The organism is Microvirga sp. HS2, assembly GCF_055792805.1.
Genome location: NZ_JBVVAJ010000047.1, coordinates 1 through 24361, shown reverse-complemented (window position 1 = coordinate 24361; position 24361 = coordinate 1). Strand labels below are relative to the sequence as shown.

The 24361-nt window shown below is 65.3% G+C and carries 25 protein-coding genes; 8 read left to right on the top strand and 17 right to left on the bottom strand.

The window, feature by feature from the left end; translation table 11 throughout:
* Positions 1–35: 35 nt before the first annotated feature.
* Both ACS5Q0_RS24880 and ACS5Q0_RS24875 read right to left on the bottom strand, forming a co-directional pair.
* Positions 36–359, bottom strand: coding sequence for a c-type cytochrome (locus ACS5Q0_RS24880; RefSeq protein ID WP_473129341.1), 324 nt, complete (start codon positions 357–359; stop codon positions 36–38).
* A gap of 96 nt (positions 360–455) precedes the next feature.
* Positions 456–962 carry a cytochrome b gene (locus ACS5Q0_RS24875; protein WP_473129340.1) on the bottom strand — a complete coding sequence of 169 codons (507 nt, stop codon included), beginning with the start codon at positions 960–962 and terminating at the stop codon, positions 456–458.
* A gap of 276 nt (positions 963–1238) precedes the next feature.
* On the opposite strand from ACS5Q0_RS24875, the gene ACS5Q0_RS24870 reads away from it, so the two are divergent.
* Together ACS5Q0_RS24870 and ACS5Q0_RS24865 are read left to right on the top strand one after the other, a co-directional pair.
* Entirely contained in the window at positions 1239–1514 is a 276-nt protein-coding gene (locus ACS5Q0_RS24870; RefSeq protein ID WP_473129339.1) for a PepSY domain-containing protein, read from the top strand.
* Positions 1515–1526: 12 nt separating this feature from the next.
* The gene (locus ACS5Q0_RS24865) at positions 1527–2123 is read left to right on the top strand and encodes a cytochrome b/b6 domain-containing protein (protein WP_473129338.1); all 597 of its coding nucleotides are present in this window, start codon (positions 1527–1529) and stop codon (positions 2121–2123) included.
* A 10-nt stretch (positions 2124–2133) separates the two neighbouring features.
* Here the strand turns inward: ACS5Q0_RS24865 and ACS5Q0_RS24860 are convergent, their stop codons facing one another.
* From ACS5Q0_RS24860 to ACS5Q0_RS24845, 4 genes are all read right to left on the bottom strand, one after another.
* Positions 2134–3492 (bottom strand): sensor histidine kinase, encoded by a 1359-nt coding sequence (locus tag ACS5Q0_RS24860; RefSeq protein WP_473129337.1) that lies wholly within the window; start codon positions 3490–3492, stop codon positions 2134–2136.
* Positions 3489–4154 (bottom strand): response regulator transcription factor, encoded by a 666-nt coding sequence (locus ACS5Q0_RS24855; protein WP_473129336.1) that lies wholly within the window; start codon positions 4152–4154, stop codon positions 3489–3491. The genes ACS5Q0_RS24860 and ACS5Q0_RS24855 overlap by 4 nt, the downstream gene beginning before the upstream one ends.
* Positions 4154–4474, bottom strand: a complete 321-nt coding sequence (locus ACS5Q0_RS24850; RefSeq protein WP_473129335.1) for a PepSY domain-containing protein — start codon at positions 4472–4474, stop codon at positions 4154–4156. The genes ACS5Q0_RS24855 and ACS5Q0_RS24850 overlap by 1 nt, the downstream gene beginning before the upstream one ends.
* Before the next feature lie 80 nt (positions 4475–4554).
* Positions 4555–7365, bottom strand: a complete 2811-nt coding sequence (locus ACS5Q0_RS24845) for a cation-translocating P-type ATPase (protein WP_473129334.1) — start codon at positions 7363–7365, stop codon at positions 4555–4557.
* Between the two features lie 285 nt (positions 7366–7650).
* Here ACS5Q0_RS24845 and ACS5Q0_RS24840 point away from each other — a divergent pair, with 285 nt between their 5' ends.
* Both ACS5Q0_RS24840 and ACS5Q0_RS24835 read left to right on the top strand, forming a co-directional pair.
* Positions 7651–9558: a heavy metal translocating P-type ATPase gene (locus ACS5Q0_RS24840; RefSeq protein WP_473129333.1), complete on the top strand. Its 1908-nt coding sequence runs from the start codon at positions 7651–7653 to the stop codon at positions 9556–9558.
* 125 nt (positions 9559–9683) lie between these two features.
* Positions 9684–10526, top strand: coding sequence for a universal stress protein (locus tag ACS5Q0_RS24835; RefSeq protein ID WP_473129332.1), 843 nt, complete (start codon positions 9684–9686; stop codon positions 10524–10526).
* A 144-nt stretch (positions 10527–10670) separates the two neighbouring features.
* On the opposite strand, the gene ACS5Q0_RS24830 is transcribed toward ACS5Q0_RS24835, so the two are convergent.
* The gene (locus ACS5Q0_RS24830) at positions 10671–12539 is read right to left on the bottom strand and encodes a PHA/PHB synthase family protein (RefSeq protein WP_473129331.1); all 1869 of its coding nucleotides are present in this window, start codon (positions 12537–12539) and stop codon (positions 10671–10673) included.
* A gap of 165 nt (positions 12540–12704) precedes the next feature.
* Between ACS5Q0_RS24830 and ACS5Q0_RS24825 the strand changes: the two genes are divergently transcribed.
* Together ACS5Q0_RS24825 and ACS5Q0_RS24820 are read left to right on the top strand one after the other, a co-directional pair.
* Positions 12705–13538 carry a universal stress protein gene (locus ACS5Q0_RS24825; protein ID WP_473129330.1) on the top strand — a complete coding sequence of 278 codons (834 nt, stop codon included), beginning with the start codon at positions 12705–12707 and terminating at the stop codon, positions 13536–13538.
* Positions 13539–13570: 32 nt separating this feature from the next.
* Positions 13571–14155 (top strand): NAD(P)H-dependent oxidoreductase, encoded by a 585-nt coding sequence (locus ACS5Q0_RS24820; RefSeq protein WP_473129329.1) that lies wholly within the window; start codon positions 13571–13573, stop codon positions 14153–14155.
* Positions 14156–14175: 20 nt separating this feature from the next.
* On the opposite strand, the gene ACS5Q0_RS24815 is transcribed toward ACS5Q0_RS24820, so the two are convergent.
* From ACS5Q0_RS24815 to ACS5Q0_RS24805, 3 genes are read right to left on the bottom strand one after another with little or no spacing between them, the layout of a single operon-like run.
* Positions 14176–15018: a universal stress protein gene (locus tag ACS5Q0_RS24815; protein WP_473129328.1), complete on the bottom strand. Its 843-nt coding sequence runs from the start codon at positions 15016–15018 to the stop codon at positions 14176–14178.
* Between the two features lie 45 nt (positions 15019–15063).
* Positions 15064–16056 (bottom strand): zinc-dependent alcohol dehydrogenase family protein, encoded by a 993-nt coding sequence (locus ACS5Q0_RS24810; RefSeq protein WP_473129327.1) that lies wholly within the window; start codon positions 16054–16056, stop codon positions 15064–15066.
* A gap of 53 nt (positions 16057–16109) precedes the next feature.
* Complete coding sequence (locus tag ACS5Q0_RS24805) at positions 16110–16391, bottom strand: hypothetical protein (RefSeq protein ID WP_473129326.1); 282 nt, start codon at positions 16389–16391, stop codon at positions 16110–16112.
* A gap of 261 nt (positions 16392–16652) precedes the next feature.
* On the opposite strand from ACS5Q0_RS24805, the gene ACS5Q0_RS24800 reads away from it, so the two are divergent.
* The gene (locus ACS5Q0_RS24800) at positions 16653–16850 is read left to right on the top strand and encodes a hypothetical protein (RefSeq protein ID WP_473129325.1); all 198 of its coding nucleotides are present in this window, start codon (positions 16653–16655) and stop codon (positions 16848–16850) included.
* A gap of 4 nt (positions 16851–16854) precedes the next feature.
* Here ACS5Q0_RS24800 and ACS5Q0_RS24795 read toward each other — a convergent pair whose 3' ends face one another.
* From ACS5Q0_RS24795 to tmk, 7 genes are all read right to left on the bottom strand, one after another.
* Positions 16855–17103, bottom strand: coding sequence for a hypothetical protein (locus ACS5Q0_RS24795; protein ID WP_473129324.1), 249 nt, complete (start codon positions 17101–17103; stop codon positions 16855–16857).
* 319 nt (positions 17104–17422) lie between these two features.
* A complete protein-coding gene (locus tag ACS5Q0_RS24790) occupies positions 17423–18223 on the bottom strand; it encodes an MBL fold metallo-hydrolase (protein ID WP_473129323.1) in 801 nt (266 codons plus the stop codon).
* Complete coding sequence (locus ACS5Q0_RS24785) at positions 18220–19029, bottom strand: TatD family hydrolase (protein WP_473129322.1); 810 nt, start codon at positions 19027–19029, stop codon at positions 18220–18222. Before ACS5Q0_RS24785 ends, ACS5Q0_RS24790 begins: the two co-directional genes overlap by 4 nt.
* Positions 19030–19095: 66 nt before the next feature.
* Positions 19096–20427: a family 1 glycosylhydrolase gene (locus tag ACS5Q0_RS24780; protein WP_473129321.1), complete on the bottom strand. Its 1332-nt coding sequence runs from the start codon at positions 20425–20427 to the stop codon at positions 19096–19098.
* A gap of 45 nt (positions 20428–20472) precedes the next feature.
* Complete coding sequence (gene metG / locus ACS5Q0_RS24775; RefSeq protein WP_473129320.1) at positions 20473–22023, bottom strand: methionine--tRNA ligase; 1551 nt, start codon at positions 22021–22023, stop codon at positions 20473–20475.
* Between the two features lie 49 nt (positions 22024–22072).
* A complete protein-coding gene (locus tag ACS5Q0_RS24770) occupies positions 22073–23137 on the bottom strand; it encodes a DNA polymerase III subunit delta' (RefSeq protein ID WP_473129319.1) in 1065 nt (354 codons plus the stop codon).
* A complete protein-coding gene (tmk, locus tag ACS5Q0_RS24765) occupies positions 23127–23864 on the bottom strand; it encodes a dTMP kinase (RefSeq protein WP_473129318.1) in 738 nt (245 codons plus the stop codon). The genes ACS5Q0_RS24770 and tmk overlap by 11 nt, the downstream gene beginning before the upstream one ends.
* A gap of 347 nt (positions 23865–24211) precedes the next feature.
* Here tmk and ACS5Q0_RS24760 point away from each other — a divergent pair.
* Positions 24212–24361 (top strand): metal-sensing transcriptional repressor (locus tag ACS5Q0_RS24760; RefSeq protein WP_473129346.1); only part of this gene is annotated, 150 nt, incomplete at its 3' end.

The window sequence follows — 24361 nt, the reverse complement described above, 5'->3', positions numbered from 1 at the left end:
TCATGGGGCCGCGGGGCCGCCGGTGGGGCAGGGGACTACCGCAGGCTCGTGATGTAGGTCGTCACATCCCGAAGTTCCTTCGGCTCCAGAATGATGTTGGGCATCGTCCTGTGCGATGTGCGCAGCGCGACGGTCAGAGCAGCCGTGGTCATCCCCGGCACCCGGGCGATCCGTTCGAAGCTCGGCGCTTGCCGGCGAGGCGAGCGCTCCTGGCCCGGCTCGACGGCATGGCAGGAGGCGCAGGCTTCGCGGGCGATCTGGAGCCCGGCTCGCGGGCTTCCTTCCCCCTGGGCCTGAGCCTGCTGGGCGCTCGATCCGATCAGGAGAAGGAGGATTAGCATGCCTGTGAGACGGGTCATGGGTTGCTCCTAACGACTGTGGTTCAACGGACAGGCTGAAAAAGAACGCTGATCCGGCGGAACCGTCACCGACTCGAAGGGATGATTGCGACGGGCTCAGACCGGATTCATGCGCTCCATCGTTCCGTCCCTGAGCACGAACTGGTGCCAAAGCGCGATCACGGCGTGGAGACCGGCCAGCACGAGGATGATCGTGCCGCCGGTCTCATGGAACTCCGCGATGGGACCGGGGGCTCCCTCCACCGACGCCGCAAGGGCGGGCAGGGGGAGGCCGAAGAACGAGACCTGCACACCCAGCCGCGAGGCGGCGTACCAGCCGGTGATCGGCAGGCCGATCATGAAGAGGTACAGCACGGCGTGCCCCACCTTCGCCGCGAGATTGAGCCACGGGCTTTGCGGATCCTCGATGCGCGGCTGGCTTCCCCACCACCGGGCAACCAGCCTCGGCACGATGAGAAGGAGCACCGCGAGCCCGAGCGAGAAGTGCAGCAAGGGCGGGTTGAGGCGGACCTGGCGCCCTCCTTCGGCCGTGAACCACGCTGCCAGGATCAACAGGGCCATGCCCCAATGGAGAATGATAAGGGTCTTCGAATAGCGGGGCATCCGTGACATCCTTCTGTGTGATTTCTGGCGGCTCTGTGCTGGATCAAGCCAATGCTAGCCCGAGTCTCCCCCAGCAGTGATGCGTTGAATCAAGCCGCCGGACATTTTGTTCCGCGAAACACCCCATCCGGGTCGTCCCGCAGGGGTGCTCTCCTAACCCATCCCGCCTGACATTTCGCTGACAGCCTTGCACAGCGCGACGTCAGCGCACTTGCGCCAGCTTCACAGCGTTCCAGCCGACTCTGGTGACGGCTTGGACGCCACAGGAGAGACACCATGCGCTACACCATCATCGCCCTCGCAGCCGCCGCGGTCCTTGCCGGTCCCGTCACGGCCCAGGCCAGCAGCCTCGGACGACCCTGCACCTCGGCCCCGGAGAGCCAGTGGCTCACGCTCGATGCCATCAAGGCGAAGATCGAGGGGCAGGGCTACAAGGTCCAGAAGGCGAAGCTCAAGGCCGCCTGCGGCGAGATATACGCCCGCGATCCGCAGGGGGCCCGCACCGAGCTTTTCGTCGACCCGACTTCGGGTGAGATCGTCGCCAAGGAATAGCGCGATCCCATCATGTCGTTCCAGAACGGAGCGGCTCCGGCCGGCGGCGTGATGCCGCCGCACCGGGCCGATGAAGCAAGCTCTGCAAACCCCGCCATGGTACGGGTATGGGACCCGTTCATACGCATGTTCCACTGGACCCTGGCCGGTCTCTTCGTTCTCGCCTTCGTCACAGGAGACGAGATCGAGTGGCTGCACCTGGCGGCGGGCTACGCCATTGCCAGTCTGGTCGCCTTGCGGATCCTCTGGGGCTTTGTGGGGCCGCGGCACGCGCGGTTCACGGATTTCGTCCGCTCGCCCTGGGCGACGGTCGACTATCTGTCGAGCGTCATCCGGGGGCGGGCTCCGCGTCACCTCGGGCACAACCCCGCCGGCGGAACCATGGTGCTGGCGCTGCTCACGATGATCGTCGCGATCGGGACCACAGGATTCATGATGACGACCGATGCCTTCTGGGGCGCGGAATGGGTCGAGGACCTGCACGAGGGGCTGGTCTATGCGACCCTCGGCCTGATCGGGCTTCACGTCGCCGGAGTCGTCCTCACCGGCCTGGCGCATCGCGAAAACCTGGTGAAAGCCATGATCACGGGACGGAAGCGGGCCTCCTGAGGCCCGCTTTCTATGCCGCACCGGGGAGACGGAGGTCGGCCCGCAATCCACCCAGGGAAGATCTCAGCAGCAAGAGGGAGCCGCCGTAAGCTTCCGCGAGATCGCCCACGATGGCCAAGCCGAGCCCGCTTCCAGGTTTGCTCTCGTCGAGGCGTCCCCCGCGCGCAAGCACCGTCCCGATTTCCTGCTCGGGAATGCCCGGCCCATCGTCCTCAACCGAGAGCACAACCGCATCGCCCTCCCGATAGCCCGAGATCCGGACGCGGCGGCGCGCCCATTGCGCAGCGTTCTCCACGATGTTGCCGATCATCTCGGTCAGGTCCTGAGGGTCGACGGAGTTCGTCAGATCGCGCCCGACATCGACGTTCCACTGCAGCCGCTGACCGTCGGGGGTGCGGCGCACCACCTCGGTCACCTGAGCGAGAACCGGGCTTACAGGACATGGTTTTCCGGCATAGGTCCGGTTTCCGGCGCGGGCGCGGGCGAGCTCCCGCTCGACGTGCCGCCGCATGCCGCCGGCGAGCGCCGCGATCTCGTCCCCGATCCGCGTTTGCCCGAGATCACGCAGCTCCTCGGCGTCCGCCATGAGAACGGTCAGGGGCGTTTTCAGCCCGTGGGCCAGGTCGCCCGCCCGGGTTCTGGCCTGCGCGATGGCCTTCTCCTGGGCGTCGAGGAGGTGATCGACCTCCTTGGCCAGTGGCCGCACCTCGTCCGGAAAATCCTCGCCAAGACGCACCTCCCTGCCGGAACGGATCGCGGCCAGCCGCCGCCGGACCGCATCGAGGGGGCGCAGGCCGACGCTGACCTGGATCCAGGCCGCTACGCCCAGAAACAATCCAAGGACACCCAGCGACGGCACCAGATCGGAGGCAAAGGCCAAACTCGCCGTCCGTATTTCCGACCTGCTGACGGCCACCGACGCCCGGACATTGCCTCCACCGAGGGTCGGCGGCAATCTGACTTCACGCTCCACGACGAGTAGCGGACGTCCGCCCGGTCCCGCGACTGTGTGCTCGTGGATGTCTCCGGGCGCCAGTTGATCCTGCGCCAGGGCCAAGGAGGTGTCCCAGAGTGAGCGTGAGCGCAGAGTCGGACCGTCGGGCTCCACGGTGATCTGCCAGTACAAGCCGCTCAGGGGCTCCTGAAACCGCGGCTCGGCTGGTGGGCGACCAACGTGAAGCGAACCGTCCGGCATCCGCTCCAGGCCACTGACGAGCTGCCGGAGATACGCTTCCAGCTCCACGGCCATCCGCCGTTCGACATGGCGCTCGAACAGCAGGAAGAGCGCGACCCCGGCAATGGCGAGGGCAACGACGATGGAGGCGCTGCCCGCCGCGAAAAGCCGGAGCCGAAGGGACCCCTGCGTCATGATACCCCGTCCGGCACGACGTAGCCGAAGCCGCGGCGCGTCTCGATCAGGTCGACCCCGAGCTTGCGGCGCAGCCGCCCCATCAGCACCTCGACGGCGTTCGGCTCCCGGTCATGGTCATGGGAGTAGAGATGCTCCATCAGCTCGCTCGGTGGGATCACACGCCCAGCATGATGCATGAGGTAGTCCAAGGCACGGTACTCGAGCGGCGAGAGATTGACCGGCACATCGTCGACCGTGACCCTCATCTGCCGGGTGTCGAGCGTCACGGGGCCGACCGACAGAACCGGGGAGGCGCGCCCGGTCGCCCGGCGCAGGAGGGCGCGGATGCGGGCCAGCAGCTCCTCCATGGCGAAGGGCTTGGTCAGGTAGTCGTCGGCGCCGGCGTCGATGCCTTCGACCCGTTCCGTCCAGGCCCCGCGGGCGGTCAGGATCAGGACGGGGAAGTTGCGCTGGGCCGCTCGCCACTTCTTCAGCACCGACAGCCCGTCCATCTTCGGCAGGCCGAGGTCCAGCACGGCCAGGTCATACTCCTCCGTATCGCCGCGGAACCAGGCATTCTCCCCATCGGCGACGGGATCGACCGCATGGCCCGCTCCTTCGAGCACCGCCTGAATCTTGCGGGCGACACGCGGATCATCCTCGACGAGCAGGATGCGCATCAGTGATCCTCCCGCTTGAGGATCCGCCCCGAGGCGGCATCGACATAGATTTCAACGAGGGCGCCGCCGGGCTGGATTACCTTGAACTCGTAGACCCAGATTCCGTGCTCGCGCTCGAATGACACGCCGACGACCTCGCCTCCAAGGGCAGGGCGCACGCGCTCCAGGATATCCGCCAGGGGGAGCGCCTCGCCCCGTTCCACGGCGCGACGGGCGCGGTCATGATCCCGATCCCGCTCAGCCTGGACCGACGCCAGCGGCAAGGCCGCAGCCAGGAACACGACACAGCGGATCAGCTCTCGACGTCTTGCGTGGGACATGCTGCCGTTATGCGCTGATAAAGCTGTCAAATCGCTGACATGGATCAACAGAGGGGCGCAGGGCCTCGGCAGGAGACCGATCAGGCCCGGCGGATCCTGCGCATCGCGAGCTTGCTCAACTCGCGGATCCACAGCACCGAGCTTGCCACCAGGGCGCAGAACACCCAGTCGCCGAGGCTCAGGCTCACGGTCGAGAAGGCGTGCTGGAGGACCGGGACGTAGATCACGGCTGCCTGCAACAGAAGCGAAACACCGGTAGCCAGCCAAAGCCAGCGATTGGCGAACAAGCCCTGGAAGGCGCTCTGCTCGTCCGAGCGGGCGTTGAAGACGTTGAAGACCTGGAACAGCATCAACGTCGTGAACGCCATTGTCTGGCCATAGCGCAAGCTCCCGGAGCCTTCGATCAGCCCTCCTGGCATCGATGCGTCGAGCACCGCGAGCGTGCCCAGCGCCATGACGATCCCGACCAGGGCGATGCCGCCCCACATGCGGGCTGTGATCACGCCCTCGCCAGTAGGGCGTGGCGGTGCCTCCATGATCGTCCGGTCCGCAGGATCGACGCCGAGCGCAAGAGCCGGCGCGCCGTCGGTGACAAGGTTGATCCAAAGGATCTGGGTGGCCACCAGGGGCAACGCGAGACCTCCGTCTCCGTGGGCCGACAACCCGATGACATTCGCCAGGATCACGCCGAAGAACATCGTCATCACCTCGCCGATGTTCGACGAGAGCAGGTAGCGCAGGAATTTCCTGATGTTGGAGAAGATCGCCCGTCCTTCCTCGACGGCTGCGATGATGGTGGCGAAATTGTCGTCCGCCAGCACCATGTCGGCCGCTTCCTTGGACACGTCCGTTCCGGTCAGGCCCATGGCGATGCCGATGTCCGCTGTCTTGAGGGCGGGCGCGTCGTTCACACCGTCTCCCGTCATCGCGACGGTCGCGCCGCGCCGCTGCAGGGCTTTGACGATGCGCAGCTTGTGCCCCGGATCGACGCGGGCATAGACGGAAACCTCCTGCACCGTGCGGTCGAGATCGTCTTCCGCCATCGTCTCGAGCTCGGCGCCCGTGATGGCACGCTCATCGGCCGCGATGCCAAGCTCCTGCGCGATCACCGCGGCTGTCCTCGGGTGGTCGCCGGTAATCATGATCGGCCGTATGCCCGCATGCTTCGCCCGTACGACGGCGGCCTTCACCTCGTCGCGCGGCGGATCGATCATGCCGATCAATCCGAGGAAGATGAGGTCCTGCTCGATGCCCTCGTGCACGTCCTCCGTCCTGAACCCGTGCCGGGGCAGGGGACGAAACGCAACCCCTATGGTGCGCAGCGCCTCGTCCGCCAGAGCATCGTTGCGGCGGCGGATCTCTCGCCGCCGCTCATCCGTCAGGACCACCGCCTTTTCACCCACCTGCTCGCGCGTGCAGCGGGTCAGCAGCACATCCGGCGCTCCCTTTGTGAAAGCAAGCAGGTGCTGCTCCTGCTCCGCGTCGGCGTGGAGCGTGCTCATCAGCTTGCGTTCCGACGAGAAGGGGACTTCCGCAACCCGCGCGAACCGTGCATCGAGGGCCCCGGCCTCCAATCCGGCCTTGCGGGCGGCAACGATCAGGGCGCCTTCGGTCGGATCGCCCTGCACGGCCCAATGTCCGTCGCGTTCCTGCAGCACGGCATTGTTGGCCCGGTCTGCGGCCGAAAGCGCGAGCATGAGTTCGGCATGCAGCGGCCCCTCGCCGGGTTGTCCGCTCTCTCTGTGCAACTGGCCCTCGGGCGAATATCCTGTGCCGTCGAAGGTGACGCTGCCGCTCGCGGTCACGACCCGTCGCACGGTCATCTCGTTCCGGGTCAGCGTTCCGGTCTTGTCGGACGCGATCACATCGGCCGAGCCAAGCGTCTCGACCGCGGAGAGATGGCGGACGATGGCGTTGCGCCGCGCCATGCGCTGAACGCCGAGCGACAGCGCCGCGGTCACCACGGCGGGCAGCCCCTCCGGCACGGCTGCCACCGCCAGGGCGACGCCGAGAATGAGCACGTCGACGACCGCCGAGAAGCCATGCACGTCCTCGACGAGAAGGATCGTGGCGATCATCGCGACGGCGATGGCTACCACCGTGAGACCGAGAATCCGGCCGACGCGGTCGAGCTCCTTCTGCAGCGGGGTAGTCTCGTCCGGCGCGGCTTCCAGCATCCCGGCGATCCGGCCGATCTCCGTATGCGGGCCGGTCGCCGTGACGACGGCTTTCCCGCGGCCGCGGGTGACGGTGGTTCCGCTGAAGACCATGTTGGTGCGGTCGCCCAAAGTGGCCTCGTCCCCGATCACGGCGGTGTCCTTGACGATCGGCAGGCTCTCGCCCGTGAGAGCGGCTTCCGCCGTCTGGAGGGCGGAGACTTCGACGATGCGTCCATCCGCGGGAACGGTGTCGCCCTCTTCGAGCAGGATCACGTCCCCCGGCACAAGCTCTCTTGCGAGGATGCTCGACCGCGCGCCGTCCCGGATCACCGTGGCGCGTCCCGCCGCCATCTGGCCGAGAGCCGCGAGGGCTTCCTCTGCCCTGGCCTGCTGGACATAACCCATCAAGGCGTTGAGAAGGACGACCGCCAGAATTGCCAGGGCTTCATAGGGCAGGGCGGTGTCGCGCTCATAGATCCACAATCCGAAGGAAACGCCGGTCGCGACCAGCAGCAGGATGACCAGCACGTCCGAGAACTGGCGGAGAAACTTTTTCCACGCGGGCTCCGGCTCCTCGGGGGTGAGCTCGTTGGGCCCGTGCTGCGCCAGCCGCTGCGATGCGATCCGCCCGCTCAGGCCGTGCTCCGCATCGACCTCGAATCGGGACAGCACTGTCGAGACCGCCTGCCGATACGGCGGGGTTCCGTCGCGCTCCTCGGAGGCAACCTTCATTCTCGCGTCTCCCGCGGTCCCGCAAGGGCCCGCATGGCCAGCCCAGATTGCCGGCAGGGCCTCGGGCTGACTAACCTCCAACGTTCACGAACCAATGACTCATCTGAGACGGCAGCCGTTTGATCGAGATCATGGACTCCATCGGCCCGGCTGCCATGATGTCACCATGCCCGCGATGCCGCGACCTTCTTCTTCAATCGTTCCGGGACGTTCTCGAGCGGACCTCGGTTGATAGGCGTGCCGCATGATCCCACTATTGTCCTGCACAAACCGTGGCTCTTGCTGATGCTTGGTTCTGAGAAAACCCACTCTCCGGTCTCCGCCAGCCTTCGGCTTCCTGGGGCCCCTGCCGCGCCGTCGCTGCACAATCTCCACAGGGTGATCCGTCCCGTCCTGGTGATCCTGCCCGCATTGGGATTGCTTGCGGGCTTTGGAGCGCGTCTTGCAGGGTCTGGGTCATGGTCGGGGCCGATCTGGGCCGCAGCGACAGTCCCGGTCCTGGCCGCCCTGCTGATCGAGATCGTGGCGAGCCTCAGGCGCGGCGACGTCGGGCTCGACATCGTCGCTGCCCTCTCGATGATGGGGGCCCTTGCCTTCGGCGAGTACCTCGCGGCCGTCGTGGTCGCGCTCATGTATGCCGGAGGGCAGTACCTGGAGAGCTTCGCCGAGCGTCGGGCCAACCGTGAGATGACGGCCCTTCTGTCGCGTGTGCCCCGGACCGCCGTCCGCCATCGCAACGGCAAACTGGAGGAGGTTCCTCTCGACGCCGTCGCACCCCAGGACCGCCTTCTCATCCGGCAGGGCGATGTGGTGCCCGTGGACGGGGTGGTGGCCGATGGCGTGGCGGTCCTCGACCAGTCGGCCCTGACGGGCGAGTCGCTGCCGGTGCAGAGAAGTACGGCTGAGCCTGTTCTGAGCGGCGTGACGAACGTCGGCGGCGCCTTCGATCTGACCGCCACCCACCGGGCCGCGGAGAGCACCTATGCGGGCATCGTCCGCCTGATCGAGGCGGCGCAGAGCGCCAAGGCGCCCATGGCCCGCTTGGCGGATCGGTTCGCCATGTGGTTTCTGGGGCTGACCGTGGCGCTCGCCGGCGGCGCCTGGCTGTGGAGCGGCGACCCCATTCGGGCGCTCGCCGTGCTGGTGATCGCAACCCCGTGCCCACTCATCCTTGCGGTTCCCGTCGCCATCGTCTCCGGCGTGTCGCGAGCCGCCAAGGCCGGTGTGCTGGTCAAAGGAGGCAAGGCGCTGGAGACGCTCGCCCGCGTCCGGGCCCTGGTCATCGACAAGACCGGCACTCTCACGCACGGACAGGCCGAGGTGGTCGAGATCCGGCCTCTAGCCGACCTGCCTCCCGACCAGATCCTGAGACTCGCCGCGTCGCTTGATCAGGCGTCCAAGCATGTGATCGCCCGTGCCCTCGTGAAGGAGGCGCAGGCCCGCGGTCTGGACCTCTTCGTGCCAGCCGATATCGAGGAAATCGCGGGCGAGGGGGTGGAGGGAACCATCGATGGCAGGCGGGTGCTCGTCGGCGGGATCGGCTATGTGGCCAGGCATGTTCCGGATGACGGGGCGGCTTTCGCCAATGGAGACCACCCCGCAGGGGCGGTGCTCGTCGCCGTGGCCGTTGACGGGCGCGCCGCCGGTCTTCTTGTCCTCGCCGACCGCCTGCGATCGGAGGCGGCCGACCTGGTCACGGATCTGAGACGGCTGGGAATTGAGCGGATTGTGCTGGCCACCGGAGACCGCCGCGACGTCGCCGATAAGGTCACGGAGGGGCTGAACCTCGACGCCGTCCATACGGATTTGACTCCGGACCGAAAGATCGCAGTGGTGCAGGCGGAGCGGCGCTACGGGCCAGTGATGATGATCGGGGATGGCGTCAACGACGCTCCCGCCCTTGCCGCGGCCGATCTCGGGGTGGCCATGGGTGCGAAGGGAGCCGCAGCCTCCGCGGAAGCGGCCGACGTTGTGCTGCTCGTCGACCAACTGGACAAGATCCTCGGCGCGGTACAGGTGGCGCGCCGGTCGCGGCGGATTGCCCTGCAAAGCGTCTATGCCGGAATCGGCCTGTCCGTCGTCGGAATGGTCGTGGCCGCGTCGGGCTACCTGGTTCCCGTGGAAGGCGCCCTGATACAGGAGGCCATCGATGTCGCCGTCATCCTCAATGCCCTGAGGGCTCTTCGGGGCTGAGCCATATTCGACGCTGCGTACGCCGGATCGAGCGGAAGCGTTGCGGCAGATCAAGGCGGCCGTCGCAAATCCGTCCACCATCTCTCCTGTGTTCATGTATCTGGAGCGTCTGCGGGAGGAATCACATGATCGAGAACATCAAGAGCATCCTGATCGGCCTGACGAAGGAGTTCGGCCCGGACGAGACCTCGTCCGCCCTGGGCTACGGCCTTTCGCTGGCGCAGCAGGCGGGCGCTCACGTCACGGTGCAGGCCGTCTCCGTCAAGCTGGACCTGTCGAGCGCCGGGATCAGCAAGGTCGTGGCCGGCCTTGTCCACGAGGAGAACCGGCGCCTTCATGCCCTTGCCGAAGCGACCGCACGCAGTGCGCAGGCCGATGCCGCGGCGGCGGGAATAGCCTGCTCCGTCGACAGCCCGCATCTCAGCTATCCGGAACTGCTGGCGGTGTTCAGGACGCAGGCGCGCCTGCATGATCTCACCGTCATCGACGCCGAGGCGGAAACCCTTGCTCCCGACCGGGGCCTGATCGACGCCCTGCTGATGGATAGCGGGCGCCCGCTCCTCGTCGTTCCGCCCGAGCAGGATGCGTTCCGCGCCCGCCGCATCATCCTTGCCTGGGATGGCAGCGGGCGTGCTGCCCGGGCCACCGCCGACGCCATGCCGCTCCTGCGGGCTGCGGAGGCCGTGGAGGTGGTCGCCGTGATGGGAGAGAAGGAACTGCCTGCCACCGTCACCGGTGCCGACATTGCGCCGCATCTGACCCGCCACGGTGTCAACGTGATTGTCCAGGCCCTGCCGGCCCTGGAGGGCGACGTGGCCGAGACGTTGCGCAACCACGCCACCCTGACCCGCGCCGACATGATCGTGATGGGAGGCTACGTCCACTCCCGGTTGCGCGAGCTGGTGTTCGGGGGCGTCACCCAGGCCCTGTTGCGACAGAGTCCTGTGCCGCTGTTCATGGCCTATTGAGGAGCGTTTCCAGGTGGATTCGGAGCAGAGATCCTGGAGGGACCTCTGCTCCCGATCTCAAGGGCAAGCCCTGGAAGGCTGAGGGTCCGGAAACCCCGTCCTTTCAGCCAAGCCCCGGATGAATAACCTTCACCGCTTCGCCATCTAGGCCTGGTGAACGTAGGTGCCCGGAGCGTCGCATTCGGGACCATAGCCGTGCGCGGCTGCTCCCATTTCGGGCGGATCGGTGAGCTCCCCTGAATGCATTGCCAGCCAGCGCGTCCATTCCGGCCACCACGAACCCTCGTGCCGGGGCGCGACCTTCGTCCAGGTGTCCGGATCGAGGTAGTGGCTCCTCGCGGGTTTCGTGAGCACCTGATAGCGGCTCCCGGGTCGTTCCGGGTCGGCTACGATCCCCGCGTTGTGCCCGCCCGACGCGATGAGGAACGTCACGTCGGTATTGGCCAGGAGATGGATCTTGAACGCCGAGCGCCAGGGAGCCACATGATCGCGCTCCGTTCCGACCGTGAAGATCGGCACGCGAATGTCGCTGACGGCAATGGAGCGGCCGTCTACACGGAAGCGGCCTTCGGCGAGGTCGTTGTCGAGAAAGAGCTGCCGCAGATATTCCGCATGCATGCGATAGGGCATGCGGGTGGCATCGGCGTTCCAGGCCATGAGATCGTTCATCGGCGTGCGGTCGCCCATCAGGTAGTGCCGGATGAGCCTCGACCAGATGAGGTCGTTCGAGCGCAGGAGCTGGAAGGCTCCGGCCATCTGCCGCGTGCCGAGATAGCCCTGGCTGCGCATCAGGTCTTCCAGAAAGTGCACCTGACTTTCGTTGATGAACAGGGTGAGTTCCCCGGCCTCCCGGAAATCGACCTGCGCGGCCAGGAGCGAGACCGTCTGCAGGCGTTCGTCCCTGTCGCGCGCCATGGCGGCAGCGGCGATGGACAGGAGCGTCCCGCCGAGGCAATAGCCGACAGCATGGACCTTCCGGTCGGGCACGACGGCGTTGACCGCGTTGAGGGCGGCCATGATTCCAAGCCGCCGGTAATCGTCGATTCCGAGATCCCTGTCCTCTGCCGTCGGGTTCTTCCAGGAGATGATGAAGACCGTGAACCCCTGGTTCGTGAGATAGCGAACGAGGGAATTCTCGGACGAAAGGTCGAGGATATAGTACTTCATGATCCAAGCCGGAACGATCAGGATCGGCTCTGGCCTGACCTTGTCTGTCGTCGGCGCATACTGGATCAGTTCGATGAGGCGGTTGTGGTAGATCACCTTGCCGGGCGTGACGGCGATGTCGCGCCCGACCTGGAAATCCTCCGCGCCGGCCGGAGGCTTCGAGCGGACGATTCGTTCCCAGTCTTCCACGAAGTTCCGGAATCCCTGCACGAAATTCAAGCCGCCCGTTCCGAAAGCGCGCTGCTGCACGACCGGGTTCGTGGCCACGAAATTCGAAGGCGATGCCATGTCGAGGATCTGGCGCGACACGAACTCGACGACGGCCTCGTGCTGCTTGGTGACGCCGTCGATATCGGTCGTGGCGTTGTGCCACCATTGCTGCTGCAGCAGGAACCCCTGGTAGATGAGGGCGAAGGGCCACTGCTGCCACTCGGGCTCGGAAAAGCGCCGGTCCTGGGCCAGTGGCTCGATGCACGGCTCGCAGCACTCCCCATCGGTCGCGCGACGGAGCACGTACTGCATCAGGCGCTCCCACTTCTGGGCCGCCTTCGTGGCGAGTTCGACCTGCTTGCCCGGCGAGATGGCGAGATGGCCTGCCCAATCCATATACGCGCTGGCGAGCGCAGCCGGCGACAAGCCGCCCGTGAGGCGTGCCAATCCCGCATGCGTCGCATGATCGAGGGCATCCCGTAATTGATGAAGCTCCACATCGTCCGGCGGCCTGACGGGGAGGGCAGGCAGGGGCGCTGCCGAGGCGGCCGGAAGACCGATCCGCCGTGAACGAGGAACGGCGGGTGTCCCCGGCTCAGGACGCGTGGTGAGAGCACTCGATGGATGTGATGCCATTACAGCCTCCGTCCCGTGTGGCGAGACTTCTGGATCGCTCATATTAACCCGGGCCGTTCTCGCGCAGTTTGCTCCAAATCAAAGCATTCGTCCCGATTTCGCTCCCATGATGATCGACGGTAAGCTGGGCTTGGCCGTCATGCCCGCAGAATAGAGGACAGAGCGATGCTCAAAGACATCATGGTGCATCTCGATGGGAGCTCCGAAGACGAGATCCGGCTGGAGCATGCGCGCGCCATCGCATCTGCGGAGCGGGCTCACCTGATCGGCCTTTACACCAACCAGCTCCCCGAGCTCACGGTCGTGATGCCGATGGATGGCGGCGCGGCCGCGATGCAGGTTCTCGCCGATCTCGATGAACGAGCCCGCGAGGAGGGGGATGTCATCGCCAAGCGTCTGGCGGAGAGACTCGCCGGCCTTGAGGTCCCCAGCGAATTTCGGCGGCTGGACGAAACCTTCGGGCGATTGTCGGCGCAGGTGGTGGAGCAGGCGCGCTGCGCGGATCTCTTCGTGACGACGCGACCCTATGGCGAGGCCGGCGCATCCCTCTGGTCCGATCTCGTCGAGGCGGTGCTCTTCGGCAGCGGGCGGGCGCTCCTGCTCGTGCCGCCGGGCCAGCGCAGCCCGAGCCCGATCAAGACTGTGCTCGTTCCCTGGAACGGGAGCCGCGAGGCGGCCCGGGCCCTGCGGGAAGGATTGAGCTTTATCGCGCGGGCGGACCGCACGGTCATCCTGGTCGCGGATCCCCCGGGAGGTGCGATTCCCGGGGCGGAGGTGAAAACACATCTCGCCCATCATGGCGTGACCGCCGAAGTCCTGACGGCCGCGAGCCAGGGCCGACCCGTCGGCGACGTCATCCTGGAAGAGGCGCGCCGCCTTGCAGCGGATCTCGTCGTCATGGGCGGCTATGGCCATACCCGGATCAGAGAGCAGGTGTTCGGCGGCGCCACGCGTTCCATGCTCACCGCATCGGATCGCCCGATCCTGGTGGCTCACTGACCTCGGCGTGTCATCAGACAGCGGAGATCGACGTGACGCGCATTGTGATCGTCCAGGGCCATCCCACAGCGGGCGGGGGACATTTCTGCCACGCTCTGGCCGAGGCTTACGCTCAAGGGGCACGGGACGGCGGTCACGACATCCGCGTGATCCCGGTTGCCGAACTTGACTTCCCTCTGCTGCGGTCGAAGCAGGATTGGGACAGCGCCCCGGCGCCGTCGGCCCTTATGGAGGCGCAGCGAGCGATGGCCTGGGCCGAGCACATGGTCATCATCTATCCGCTCTGGCTGGGCGCCATGCCTGCGCTCCTTAAAGGCTTCCTGGAGCAGGTCCTGCGTCCGGCCTTCATGGCGGGCGGCGCAGGGAAGGGGGGTAGCTGGAAGATGGCGCTCGGAGGGCGCTCGTCCCGCATCATCGTCACGATGGGAATGCCCGCCTTCGTGTACCGGTGGTACTTCGGGGCTCACAGCCTGAAGAGCCTCAAGCGCAGTATCCTGGCTCTCGTCGGCGTCGGCCCGAACCGGCACACGCTCATCGGGATGATCGAGGGAATGAGCGACACGAAACGAACGGCATGGCTCGACGCCATGCGCCGCCTCGGCGCACGAGCCCGGTAGCCGGGCTGCCTCACGGCTGCTCAATAGGAAAGAAACAGAGGCACGGGACAGCTCTTGAGGAGCGACTGGGTCGTTCCGCCGAGCACGACCTGGCGCAGCCGGGAATGGACAAAGGCACCCATCACGATCATGTCCGCGCGTGTCAGGACGGCATGGTTGCGTAATGTTTCGGCCACATCGCCGTCGCGGGCCGGGAGGTCCAGAACGGTCGCGTTGACGCCGTGGCGGATCAGGTGCGGACAGATATCCGCACCTGGAACCGCGTCCTTCAGGTCCTTCTCGCCGGTGACGCTGACCAGCTCGACCTGATCGGCCTCTCGGAGAAGAGGCATGGCGTCGTTGAGGGCGCGCGCTGCTTTCGCGCTCCCGTCCCACGCGACGATGAGGCGCGCGCCCGTGAACGCCTCACGGCCGCGCGGAACCACGATCAGGGGCCGTCCGCTATCCTCCAGGATGGCCTCGATCAGGCCGCGGTCCACCGCGAGGGCGACGGGCTCCGCGTCCAGAACCGTGAAATCATGGATCCGGGCGAGTGAAACGAAGCTCTTGAGCAGATCCTGGTAGGCGAGCTGCGGAGTTTGCGTCGTGCAGAGGAGACCCGACGTCGCGGCGGCTTGCCGGGCGCTGTCCGCGACGGCGTTCGCGAGGGCATCGAGGCGCCGGTTCTCGGCCGCGATGAGCCCGGCCGCGAACGTGCTGACGAAGGCCTGGGTGAGGACGAGCTTCAAGGAGGCTGCCTCGACCGTCACATGAGCGCCGGCCTCGCGGGCAAGGGAGAGGCCATAGGCCAGCGCGGAGGAGGTCTCGTGCGCGTCGCCTTCCTCGGTCACGCCGATCAGGATGCTGTGGACGTTCTGGAGCATGGGATGTCCTCTGGTGTCTGAATGCGGAGGCCGACGCGTCCTTTTCTACGGGCGTTCCGGAACCAGAACCGCCGCTCCTCGGAACCGGCCCGCCCTGAGATCTGCCAGAGCCTCGTTGGCCGCTTCCAGCGGATAAGGCACGGTTTCCGTCCTGATGCGGGCCTTGGGCGCAATCGACAGAAACTCACGGGCATCCTTCCGGGTGAGGTTCGCGACGGAGAGGATCTGCCGCTCCTCCCAGAGGAGCCGGTAGGGAAACTGCGGAATGTCGCTCATGTGGATTCCGCCGCAGACGACCCTGCCGCCCTTGTCCACCGCCTTCAGGGAAATGGGGACGAGGCTTCCGACCGGCGCGAAGACGATCGCCGCGTCGAGCCGCTCTGGTGGATTTTCATCCGAGCCGCCGGCCCAGGTTGCGCCGAGCGAACGGGCGAAATCCTGGGCGGCATCGTCGCCCTGGCGTGTGAAGGCGAAAACGCGCCGCCCCTGCCATGTGCAGACCTGCGTGATGATATGGGCGGCCGCTCCGAAGCCATAGAGGCCGATCGTCTTGGCGGGACCGGCCGCGGCAAGACACCGCCAGCCGATCAGGCCGGCGCAGAGCAAGGGGGCGAGCGCAATCGCGTCGGCCTCCTCCGGCAGCGGGAAAGCGAAGGCGGCGTCGGCGACCACATGGGAAGCGAAGCCGCCGTCCCGCGTATAGCCGGTGAACAGGGGCGCGTCGCAGAGGTTTTCCCGGCCCGAGGTGCAATAACGGCAATGTCCGCAGGTATGGCCGAGCCAGGGAACTCCGACGCGCTCTCCGAGCCCGAGCCCGACGACACCCTCGCCCAGCTTGTCGATTTTTCCGACAATCTCATGGCCCGGAACCACCGGCAGCTTGGGCTGTGGGAGATCGCCGTCGACGACGTGGAGATCCGTGCGGCAGACCGCGCAAGCCTCCACCGCCAACCGGATCTCGCCCGGAGCGGGCGAGGGCAGGGGCCGCTCCTCACGGACGAGCGGAGTGCGCACGTCGTGGAGGACCATGGCTGTCATGGAGCGGGCCTCTTTCATGTGGCTCGGTACCCTGCCGGGAGCGTCCGCTTCCCCTATCCGAACCCTGCCCTGATCTGGTCGTTCAGAGCCGTCAGCTCCTCGACATAGGGCGCGCGCTGCTCCTGATGGCGCTGCAGAAGAGCGGCGATCATCCTGCGCTTGTGGTCTTCGTCGCTCGGGCTGCGCCTGATCCGCTCAAGGCTTCTCTCGCAGGCGCAATCGAGATCGGCCAAATTGGCCAAGAGCGATTGAAGCTGCGGCAGAATATCGGGCGAGTACACTCCGTCGGTCTTCGTAAATCCCTGGATACGCGGGTGCTCCACATCCATCGGCATGGCTCCCTCCGCTGACTTTCCGATTTGAAAATATGTTCGCTCGACGCATTAACCTACGTTAAGAACACGATACTTTGTTCAAGGTAGGGCAACGTAGCGCTGGGCATGGATCGGATGTCAGGCTGGTTCCGATCCTGGACGGCTTTATCCAGCGGAACCTTGATCTCGATCAAACCCACTGGAGGGCAGGGCGCTATCGTGATTATGAAAAGCCGGCGGGCGCCCGTGCCGGCACCATGCCCTTCGTTCGAGGATAATAGCGTGATCTCCTGGATTGTCCGTAGTCTGATGGCTATCGCCGGAATCGTGGCGGCTTGGTTCATCGCCAAGGACGCTCCTAATTTCGGGATCGTTCAGGCGGTGATCGCGCTCCTGCTCATTACCTTCATCGTGGCCGTGCTGGCTTTCGCGCCGACCCGCTGGACCACCAGGCGCAGCCTTTTCCGGAGATCGCGCTGATGACCTATGGCCGATCGCTCTTTTTCTGCGCCGGTGAGTTCCCGGCTACGCTTTCCGCCTTCTGCGACTGATCCGGAGCCACAGGGCGGCCATTGCGCTTGCTTCCGGACCATCTGTAGGCGAGCCAACCCAGACCGGAGATCATGGCCGCGAGAACGACAAGGCCCGTACTCGGATAGTCGCGGAAGTTGATCCGCTTCCCGGAGCCGAGATCATCCAAACTGGGCTCAGTCTCGTCGTTGCTGCTTGGCATGGAATCCACCTTATCCTGTGATCTCCTTCATTTAGGGCTCAGCGGCCCAGATTTTGAGCGGCAAGGGCAGCCTGTTTTTCCCGGCATGTCGGTTCGGCGGCGCGTCGCAGAGGCTTCGTGCGGCAACGACCCAGCTTCATGCCGCCGACGGCCCAAGCAATCCAAGTGAGAGTAGGCGGCCCGTCGCCTGGATATCAATTTCGCATAAGATATATTATGGAACCGAAATTGATCCGTTCCTTAGGGAGCCGGTCAGGAGCCGTCTGGACATAGGATGAAGCATCGGTTCGGTCCTCGGTCTTGCTCCACCCGCTTGGCGCTAAGGCACTTCGATCTTCAGGCCGTCATAGGCTGGCTCGATGTTGGCCGGCAGCTCGCGGCGCAGCGCCTCGTAGTCGAGATCGGTGTGCAGGTTCGTCAGGACGGCGCGCTTCGGTTTGACCTTCCCGATCAGATCCAGCGCCTCGGCGACCGAGAAATGCGTCGGGTGCGGCGTATAGCGCAAGGCGTCGATGATCAGGACGTCGAGGCCTTCTAGATAGCCCAGGCTCTCGTCCGGCATCCGGCTCACGTCCGGCGCATAGGCCACGGTGCCGAACCTGAAGCCCAAGGCATCGATGTCGCCGTGGACCATCCGGAACGGTATGGCCTCAACCGAACCACCCGGCCCGCTGATCGCGGTCGTGACGCCGGGGATCAGCGGGCGCATCTCCAGGATCGGCGGATAGCTGCTGCCGGCCGGCGTTTTGAAGCAGTAGCCGAACCGCATCTGAAGCAGCTCGGCGGTCATGCGGTCGGCATAGACCGGAATGCGCTTGTGCATGGCGATCGCCAGCGGTCGCAGGTCATCGATGCCGTGGATGTGATCGGCGTGCTCGTGCGTATAAAGGACCGCATCGAGACGCTTCACGTCGGCCCCGAGCAGTTGGTCCCGAAGGTCGGGCCCGGTATCGACAAGGACGCTGGTCGGGGCGTGGCCCGTCGCTGTCTTCTCGACGAGGATCGAGCAGCGCCTGCGCCGGTTCTTCGGGTTCTTGGGGTCGCATGCGCCCCAGCCGACGCCCACACGCGGCACGCCCGCCGAAGAACCGCACCCCAGTATGGTTAATTTCAACGTCATTGCGCCGATGCCTGCCCGGGAACCGCGTCGGCCTTCGCCGCCTTCGAGAACAGGCGATAAAAATTATTCGTCGTGATCCTGGCGATTTCATCCTCGGACACGCCGACGACGCCCGCCAGAACCTGCGCCGTATGCGCCACATAGGCCGGCTCGTTGGTCTTGCCGCGGAACGGCACGGGTGCGAGATACGGAGCATCCGTTTCGACGAGCAGCCTGTCGCGGGGAACGGCAGCCGCGATCCGGCGGATCTCGTCCGAATTCCTGAAGGTCAGAATGCCCGAAAACGAAACGTAAAGCCCCAGTTCGACGCCGACTTGGGCGAGCTTCTCGCCCGACGAGAAACAATGCAGAACAGCGCCGAACCGCCCTCGCCTCATCTCGTCCGAAAGGATCTCGATCATGTCCTCGTCGGCGTTGCGTGCGTGGATCACCAGCGGCAGGCCGGTCTCGCGCGCCGCCTCAATATGGGTGCGAAAGACCTTCCGCTGTACGTCGCGCGGGCTCTTGTCATAATGATAATCGAGACCGGCTTCCCCGATGGCGATACAGCGCGGGTGAGCGGCGAGTTCCACCAGGCGGGCCGCAGGCACGTCGGGCTCCTCGGCGGCGTTGTGCGGATGGGTGCCGATCGTGAAGAAAACGTCGTCGTGCGCCTCGGCCAGAGCCCTGTAGGTCTCATGGCGCGCCACATGAGTGGAGATCGTCACGAGCCGCCCGACGCCGGCGGCGCGGGCCGCTTCCAGAATCGCGGGCAGGCGGGCCTGAAGGTCGGGAAAATCCAAATGGCAATGACTGTCGACCAGCATCGGTGAAGGCGCCCTCCTCCGGGCCGTTAACCATCCGGGCTGCATAGATCGGATCGCCGGGTTCGTCTAGCGACGAACCTCCTGGGTCGTCGCTGCCGGTTCTTCGTCCTCCAGGGACTCCTTGTTCCGCATCCTGCGGAGCCTGTCCTGATGCCTGCGAACCGTGATCTCATCGATATCGTGCGGCCAGACCACGGGAACCGTGAGGCACACGCTCTGGGCCGGCAGAACATCGCACCAATCCAGGATCAACTGCTTGTAACACCGGCCGACGGGTCTGATGTTGCGGTTCAGATCATAGAGGCCAACGGGCGTGACACGATTGTTTTCCACGCGCAGCGCCACGTCCCAATCCACTTGATCGGTCAGGGAATACCAGGTGAAGCCGACGATGGGGACACCGGTATTGCGAACCCTGAGCACGTTCGCCCATTGCTTCCAGAGCCAGTTGACGGCCTCTTCGCCGGTGGGCCCTTCCATCAGGTTCGTTTCCGTGTGCATCACCGGCAAGCGGTAGCGATCATAGTACTGGCGCGTGATCTCGTCGTAGCCGAACACGTCTCCGGCGGCTTTCGAGGATCCGTCCTGGCGCACCCGGTGCTCGTTGGTGACGTAGTAATCGTTGCCCATGATGCAGTGATGGCGCAGCGACGACCGATTGAGGAAGAAGTGGTATTCGTCCCGCGTCATCCCGTTGTCCATGATGAACTCGTACATCTCCGAGTCGACGCGCCGCCCGTAATTGAGATCGAGGGACAGGAAACGCCGCGCATTCATGATTTCGGCGGGCTTGATTGCGGCGGGATTCTCCGCGTGGAAATATTCCGAGGATTCGCTCTGGATGAACAGAGCGTCCGGGCGCACCTGGAGGATGCGCTCCATGGCGAGCACATTGGCTTTCACGATGTGCTTGAGGGCCGTGACGAACGCCCGGTCGCTGCGCATCTGCTCGTTCCACCAGCCGAACGCCGCCGAGAAGGTAGCGCAGATGAACATCTCGTTGATGGGGGTATAGAGCTGAACCCAGTGAAAGCGTTGTGCGAAAGCTTCGGCGTAACTGGCGAAAAGCGTTGGGAAATCCGGGTTCTGAAAATTCCCGATCCAGTCCGGAACGCCAAAATGGCACAAATCGACGATGGGAATGATGTTGCGGCGTTGAAGCTCGCCGAAGGTCATATCGGCAAAGGACCAGTCGTAACGCCCGGGTCCGAGAAAGGTCCTGTGCAGGGGCGGGCCATACCGGAGGACCTGAATGTCGAGATCGGCCAGAAGGTCGAAATCGGTCAGCCAGTTTTCGTAGTGGCCGCACTTCTCCATCTGGTCGATGCGGGTGCGGCCGTTATTGATGGTCGGGATGCTGCCCTCGATCCCGGTCGCGAACATGAACGTGGTGTACATCTCCTACTTCCGCTGAAGGCCCGTGGGCCTGTCGAAGCGGAAGCGTCAGGATGCTTCCGCCTCCACATAACGCGGGAAAATCGGAGCCGGTTGCGGAAGGGCTGCTCCTGCGACCAAACGATGCTCAGGGCCGACAGCCGCCAGAACCCGCTCGGCGGGCCCGACGGACAGGAGATCCAGGAGCTTGGCCGCAGCATTCGGCACGAAGGGCTGGGCCAGGATGGCGACCGCCCTCAGAACCTCGGCCGTGACGTACAGGACGGTGTTCATGCGCTCCGGGTTGCTCTTGCGGAGGACCCAGGGTTCCTGGGACGCGAAGTAGCGGTTCGCCTCCGCGACCACGGCCCAGATCTCGCCCAGGGTGGTGTGGACGGCGAAATCCTTCATGGCCGCCCTCGCCTTCTCCGGCAGCGCGTCAGCAAGCCACAGAATGTCCTGGTCGGCCTGCGTGAACTCACCGGGCTGGGGAACGGCGCCCTCGCAGTTCTTGGCGATCATCGAGAGCGAGCGCTGGGCGAGGTTGCCGAGATCGTTCGCCAGATCCGCGTTGATGCGGTTGACGATCGCCTCGTGCGAGTAGTTGCCGTCCTGGCCGAAGGGCACTTCACGCATGAAAAAATAGCGGATCTGGTCGACGCCATAGGTCTCGGCGAGGTCGAACGGGTCGACCACGTTGCCGACCGATTTCGACATCTTCTCGCCCTTGTTGAGCAGGAAGCCGTGGCCGAACACGCGCTTGGGCAGCGGCAGCTCCGCCGACATGAGGAAGGCCGGCCAGTAGACCGTGTGGAAGCGCACGATATCCTTGCCGATGATGTGAACGTCCGCGGGCCAATAGTGCCAGCGCGGATCCTTCTCGTCCGGAAAGCCGCAGCCGGTCAGGTAATTGTTGAGCGCATCGATCCAGACATACATCACGTGCTTCGGATCGCCCGGAACCGGCAGGCCCCAGTTGAAGGTGGTGCGGCTGATCGAGAGATCCTGGAGGCCCGAGCGAACGAAGCTCGTGATCTCGTTGCGGCGGGTCTCCGGGCTGATGAAATCCGGATGGGCCGCGTAATGCTCGAGCAGCCGGTCCTGATAGGCGGAGAGCCGGAAGAAATAGCTTTCCTCCTCGATCCATTCGACAGGGGCACCCGTCGGCGCACGCCAGCTTCCGTCCGGCTGTTTCGTCAGGTCGCTCTCGTCGTAATAGGCCTCGTCACGCACCGAGTACCAGCCGGAATACTTGGAGAGATAGATGTCGCCCTTCTTCTGCATCCGGCGCCACAGCTCCTGTGTCGACGGCAGGTGATCCGCATCCGTGGTGCGGATGAAACGGTCGTAGGAGCAATCCAGGCGGTCCGCCATCGCGCGGAATTTCGCGGCCATCTCGTCCACGAAGGCCTTCGGAGTCGTCTCGTTCCGGTCCGCGGTCTGCTGAATCTTGAGGCCGTGCTCGTCCGTGCCGGTCATGAAGAACACGTCATAGCCGTCGATGCGCTTGAACCGCGCGATCGCATCCGACGCGACGACCTCATAGGCGTGGCCGATATGGGGCGCGCCATTCGGATATGAGATAGCCGTGGTGATGTAGAACTTTTGCTTGTCGGCCATGGCGGAACCTTGAAAACTCTGAAATCTCGTCAATGGTCCCGACGCGCGCTTAGGTTGCCCGCCGAACCGCGTGAGCAAGATCGTCGAACAGCGTCAGGATGAAGGGCCGGCGGTCGAGGTTGAACACGTCGATCTCGCGAGCCGTCCGGGCCATCTTCTCACATACCTCCACCAAAGGCGCAAGGCGTGCGGGGCCGATGCCTGCCTGTTCGCGCAGCTTGCCGGAAACCCATCGCTCGATGGTTTCCAGGGCGAGTTCATAGCTGTCGTCGGCATCCCGCTTCGCGAGCGCTTCGGCCAGGGCATGGATCTGCCGGGTGTCAACCCGTGGCAAGCTGTCGAGATGTCGCGTTACCTGCTCGATGAACGCAACCTTGTCCGCGTCGAGCAATTCGAGTGTCCGCCGCACCGACCCTTCGCCGTAAGGCAGGGCCTGATCGAGCAATTCGCCAGGCAAATCGGCCCATGATCCTCCGAGGGAACGGATGGCGGCTGTGATCTGGGCGTCGTCCAGGGGGCGCAGAAGCAGTCTCCGGCAACGGGAGCGGATGGTCGGCAGAACCCTCTGCGGAGCATGGCTGACGATCAGGAACAGAGAGCGCGGCGGAGGCTCCTCGATCACCTTGAGGAGCGCGTTGGCGCTCGAAATGGTGAGATCCTCGGCGCTGTCGACGATGCAAACCCGATAGCCTCCGTCGGCGGCCGTCGAGCCGAACATGTTCAGGGCCTTTCGGACAGCATCGACCGGGATGGTCGTCGACGCGGCCTTTTTGTCGGTGGCGGGAGCCCTCCGCAGAACCGACAGGTTCGGATGCGACAGGGCGGAGACCTGCCGCGCCACGCCCGCATCCGGCGGCACGTCCAGGCTGCCGAGCTCCGGATCGTTCGCGCGACGCGGATCGAGGACGGTTCTGGCGAGACGATAGGCGAGAGTCGCCTTGCCGATTCCCTGCGGCCCGCCGATCAGCCAGGCGTGGTGCAGCCGGCCGCTGCGAAGGCCCTCGATAAAGGCGCCCTCGCCTTCCCGGTGGCCGAAGAAAGAGAATTGATCCCGCGGATGCGGAGCCCCATCGAACTGATCGGGATCGAGAGCCTCCTGCACGTCACGCGACATCGAGAGGCCTCTCGGTATGTTCGGTCAGCGCAGGAAACCGGTCCCGCAGGGTCGCCCAGATTGCGGCCTCGACCTCGTCCGCCGGCTGATCGGCATTGATGACGGCGCAGCGCTGCGGGGCGACCTTGGCCATGGCGAGGCAGGCCTGCCGCAGGGACCGGTGAAAGGCGAGATCCTCGTCTTCGGAGCGGCCACCCTCCCCGCCTGTTCCCGCCCCGCGCTCACCGCCATGGGCAAGCCCGGCCTCAGCCGGCATGTCCAGGATGAAGGTCAGGTCGGGCCTGGTGCCCGCCAGGGTCACGCGCTCGAGATCGTCGATCAGCGACGCCGGGATCGTTCCGGACGCCCTCTGATAGGCACGGGTGGAAGCCGTGAAGCGATCGCACAGCACGATTGTGCCGCTCCGGAGCGCCGGGACGATGACGCTGTCCAGGTGGTCGATCCGCGCGGCCGCGAACATGATGGCTTCGGCGAATGGTCCCAAGGGCTTGGCGCGGCCAGCGAGAATGAATGTCCGGATATCCTCGGCCAAGGGCGATCCGCCCGGCTCGCGGGTGACGAGCGTCGGATGTCCGAGCTGCTCAAGGCGAGCTTTCAGCCTTGCGAGCTGGGTCGGCTTTCCAGTGCCTTCCACGCGCGTGCCTCCTCCCCAGGTTTGTACCATTTCGAGCCAGAAGCCGGATGTCTCATGTCTCGCTCGACGCTCGCGCCCATCTATTTCAGCCATGACATGAGACTCTATCGAATTTCTTTTCTTGGGACCGGGATAAGTACTCTACCCTCAAGGTGGGAACAAGCACGAGAGTGGCCAACGGGGCATCCAGGATCGTGCGGCGGAGGCGCGCCGGCAAAGGCCACCGCCTTGATGGCGTGCCCCGCGCCGAGGACCCATGCGCTCGCGTCCGCTCCGGAGAGCGCAATCACAAGAGCAGGTGACGGTGCGTGCATTCGGAGCGAGTGTCGAACATGAGGAGCCCTGGCTGATTGGAGCAGCGAGGCGGCCCCGGGGGGAACGCCATTGCCAGGCCAGTCACACACACTTGCCTTATCCCCTCCGGGGGGATAGGAAGCTTCATGACCCATGCCAACCATCCTGACATCATCGCCCGCTTGAAGCGGGCGCATGGCCATCTTGCCTCCGTCATCCAGATGATCGAGGCCGGCCGTCCCTGTGTCGACCTCGCCCAGCAGCTCCACGCGGTCGAGAGGGCGATTGCGAATGCC

Bases quoted from the DNA above. Each gene is read 5' to 3' on its own strand.
- tmk (WP_473129318.1), bottom strand. From the start codon at position 23,864: ATGGCTGAAATAGATGGGCGCGAGCGTCGAGCGAGACATGAGACATCC.
- ACS5Q0_RS24840 (WP_473129333.1), top strand. From the start codon at position 7,651: ATGCTTGGTTCTGAGAAAACCCACTCTCCGGTCTCCGCCAGCCTTCGG.
- ACS5Q0_RS24845 (WP_473129334.1), bottom strand. From the start codon at position 7,365: ATGAAGGTTGCCTCCGAGGAGCGCGACGGAACCCCGCCGTATCGGCAG.
- ACS5Q0_RS24860 (WP_473129337.1), bottom strand. From the start codon at position 3,492: ATGACGCAGGGGTCCCTTCGGCTCCGGCTTTTCGCGGCGGGCAGCGCC.
- ACS5Q0_RS24795 (WP_473129324.1), bottom strand. From the start codon at position 17,103: ATGCCAAGCAGCAACGACGAGACTGAGCCCAGTTTGGATGATCTCGGC.
- ACS5Q0_RS24815 (WP_473129328.1), bottom strand. From the start codon at position 15,018: ATGCTCCAGAACGTCCACAGCATCCTGATCGGCGTGACCGAGGAAGGC.
- ACS5Q0_RS24830 (WP_473129331.1), bottom strand. From the start codon at position 12,539: ATGGCATCACATCCATCGAGTGCTCTCACCACGCGTCCTGAGCCGGGG.
- ACS5Q0_RS24805 (WP_473129326.1), bottom strand. From the start codon at position 16,391: ATGCCGATGGATGTGGAGCACCCGCGTATCCAGGGATTTACGAAGACC.
- ACS5Q0_RS24865 (WP_473129338.1), top strand. From the start codon at position 1,527: ATGTCGTTCCAGAACGGAGCGGCTCCGGCCGGCGGCGTGATGCCGCCG.
- ACS5Q0_RS24870 (WP_473129339.1), top strand. From the start codon at position 1,239: ATGCGCTACACCATCATCGCCCTCGCAGCCGCCGCGGTCCTTGCCGGT.
- ACS5Q0_RS24855 (WP_473129336.1), bottom strand. From the start codon at position 4,154: ATGCGCATCCTGCTCGTCGAGGATGATCCGCGTGTCGCCCGCAAGATT.
- ACS5Q0_RS24880 (WP_473129341.1), bottom strand. From the start codon at position 359: ATGACCCGTCTCACAGGCATGCTAATCCTCCTTCTCCTGATCGGATCG.
- ACS5Q0_RS24835 (WP_473129332.1), top strand. From the start codon at position 9,684: ATGATCGAGAACATCAAGAGCATCCTGATCGGCCTGACGAAGGAGTTC.
- ACS5Q0_RS24790 (WP_473129323.1), bottom strand. From the start codon at position 18,223: ATGACGTTGAAATTAACCATACTGGGGTGCGGTTCTTCGGCGGGCGTG.
- ACS5Q0_RS24850 (WP_473129335.1), bottom strand. From the start codon at position 4,474: ATGTCCCACGCAAGACGTCGAGAGCTGATCCGCTGTGTCGTGTTCCTG.
- metG (WP_473129320.1), bottom strand. From the start codon at position 22,023: ATGGCCGACAAGCAAAAGTTCTACATCACCACGGCTATCTCATATCCG.
- ACS5Q0_RS24770 (WP_473129319.1), bottom strand. From the start codon at position 23,137: ATGTCGCGTGACGTGCAGGAGGCTCTCGATCCCGATCAGTTCGATGGG.
- ACS5Q0_RS24825 (WP_473129330.1), top strand. From the start codon at position 12,705: ATGCTCAAAGACATCATGGTGCATCTCGATGGGAGCTCCGAAGACGAG.
- ACS5Q0_RS24780 (WP_473129321.1), bottom strand. From the start codon at position 20,427: ATGTACACCACGTTCATGTTCGCGACCGGGATCGAGGGCAGCATCCCG.
- ACS5Q0_RS24785 (WP_473129322.1), bottom strand. From the start codon at position 19,029: ATGCTGGTCGACAGTCATTGCCATTTGGATTTTCCCGACCTTCAGGCC.
- ACS5Q0_RS24875 (WP_473129340.1), bottom strand. From the start codon at position 962: ATGCCCCGCTATTCGAAGACCCTTATCATTCTCCATTGGGGCATGGCC.
- ACS5Q0_RS24810 (WP_473129327.1), bottom strand. From the start codon at position 16,056: ATGACAGCCATGGTCCTCCACGACGTGCGCACTCCGCTCGTCCGTGAG.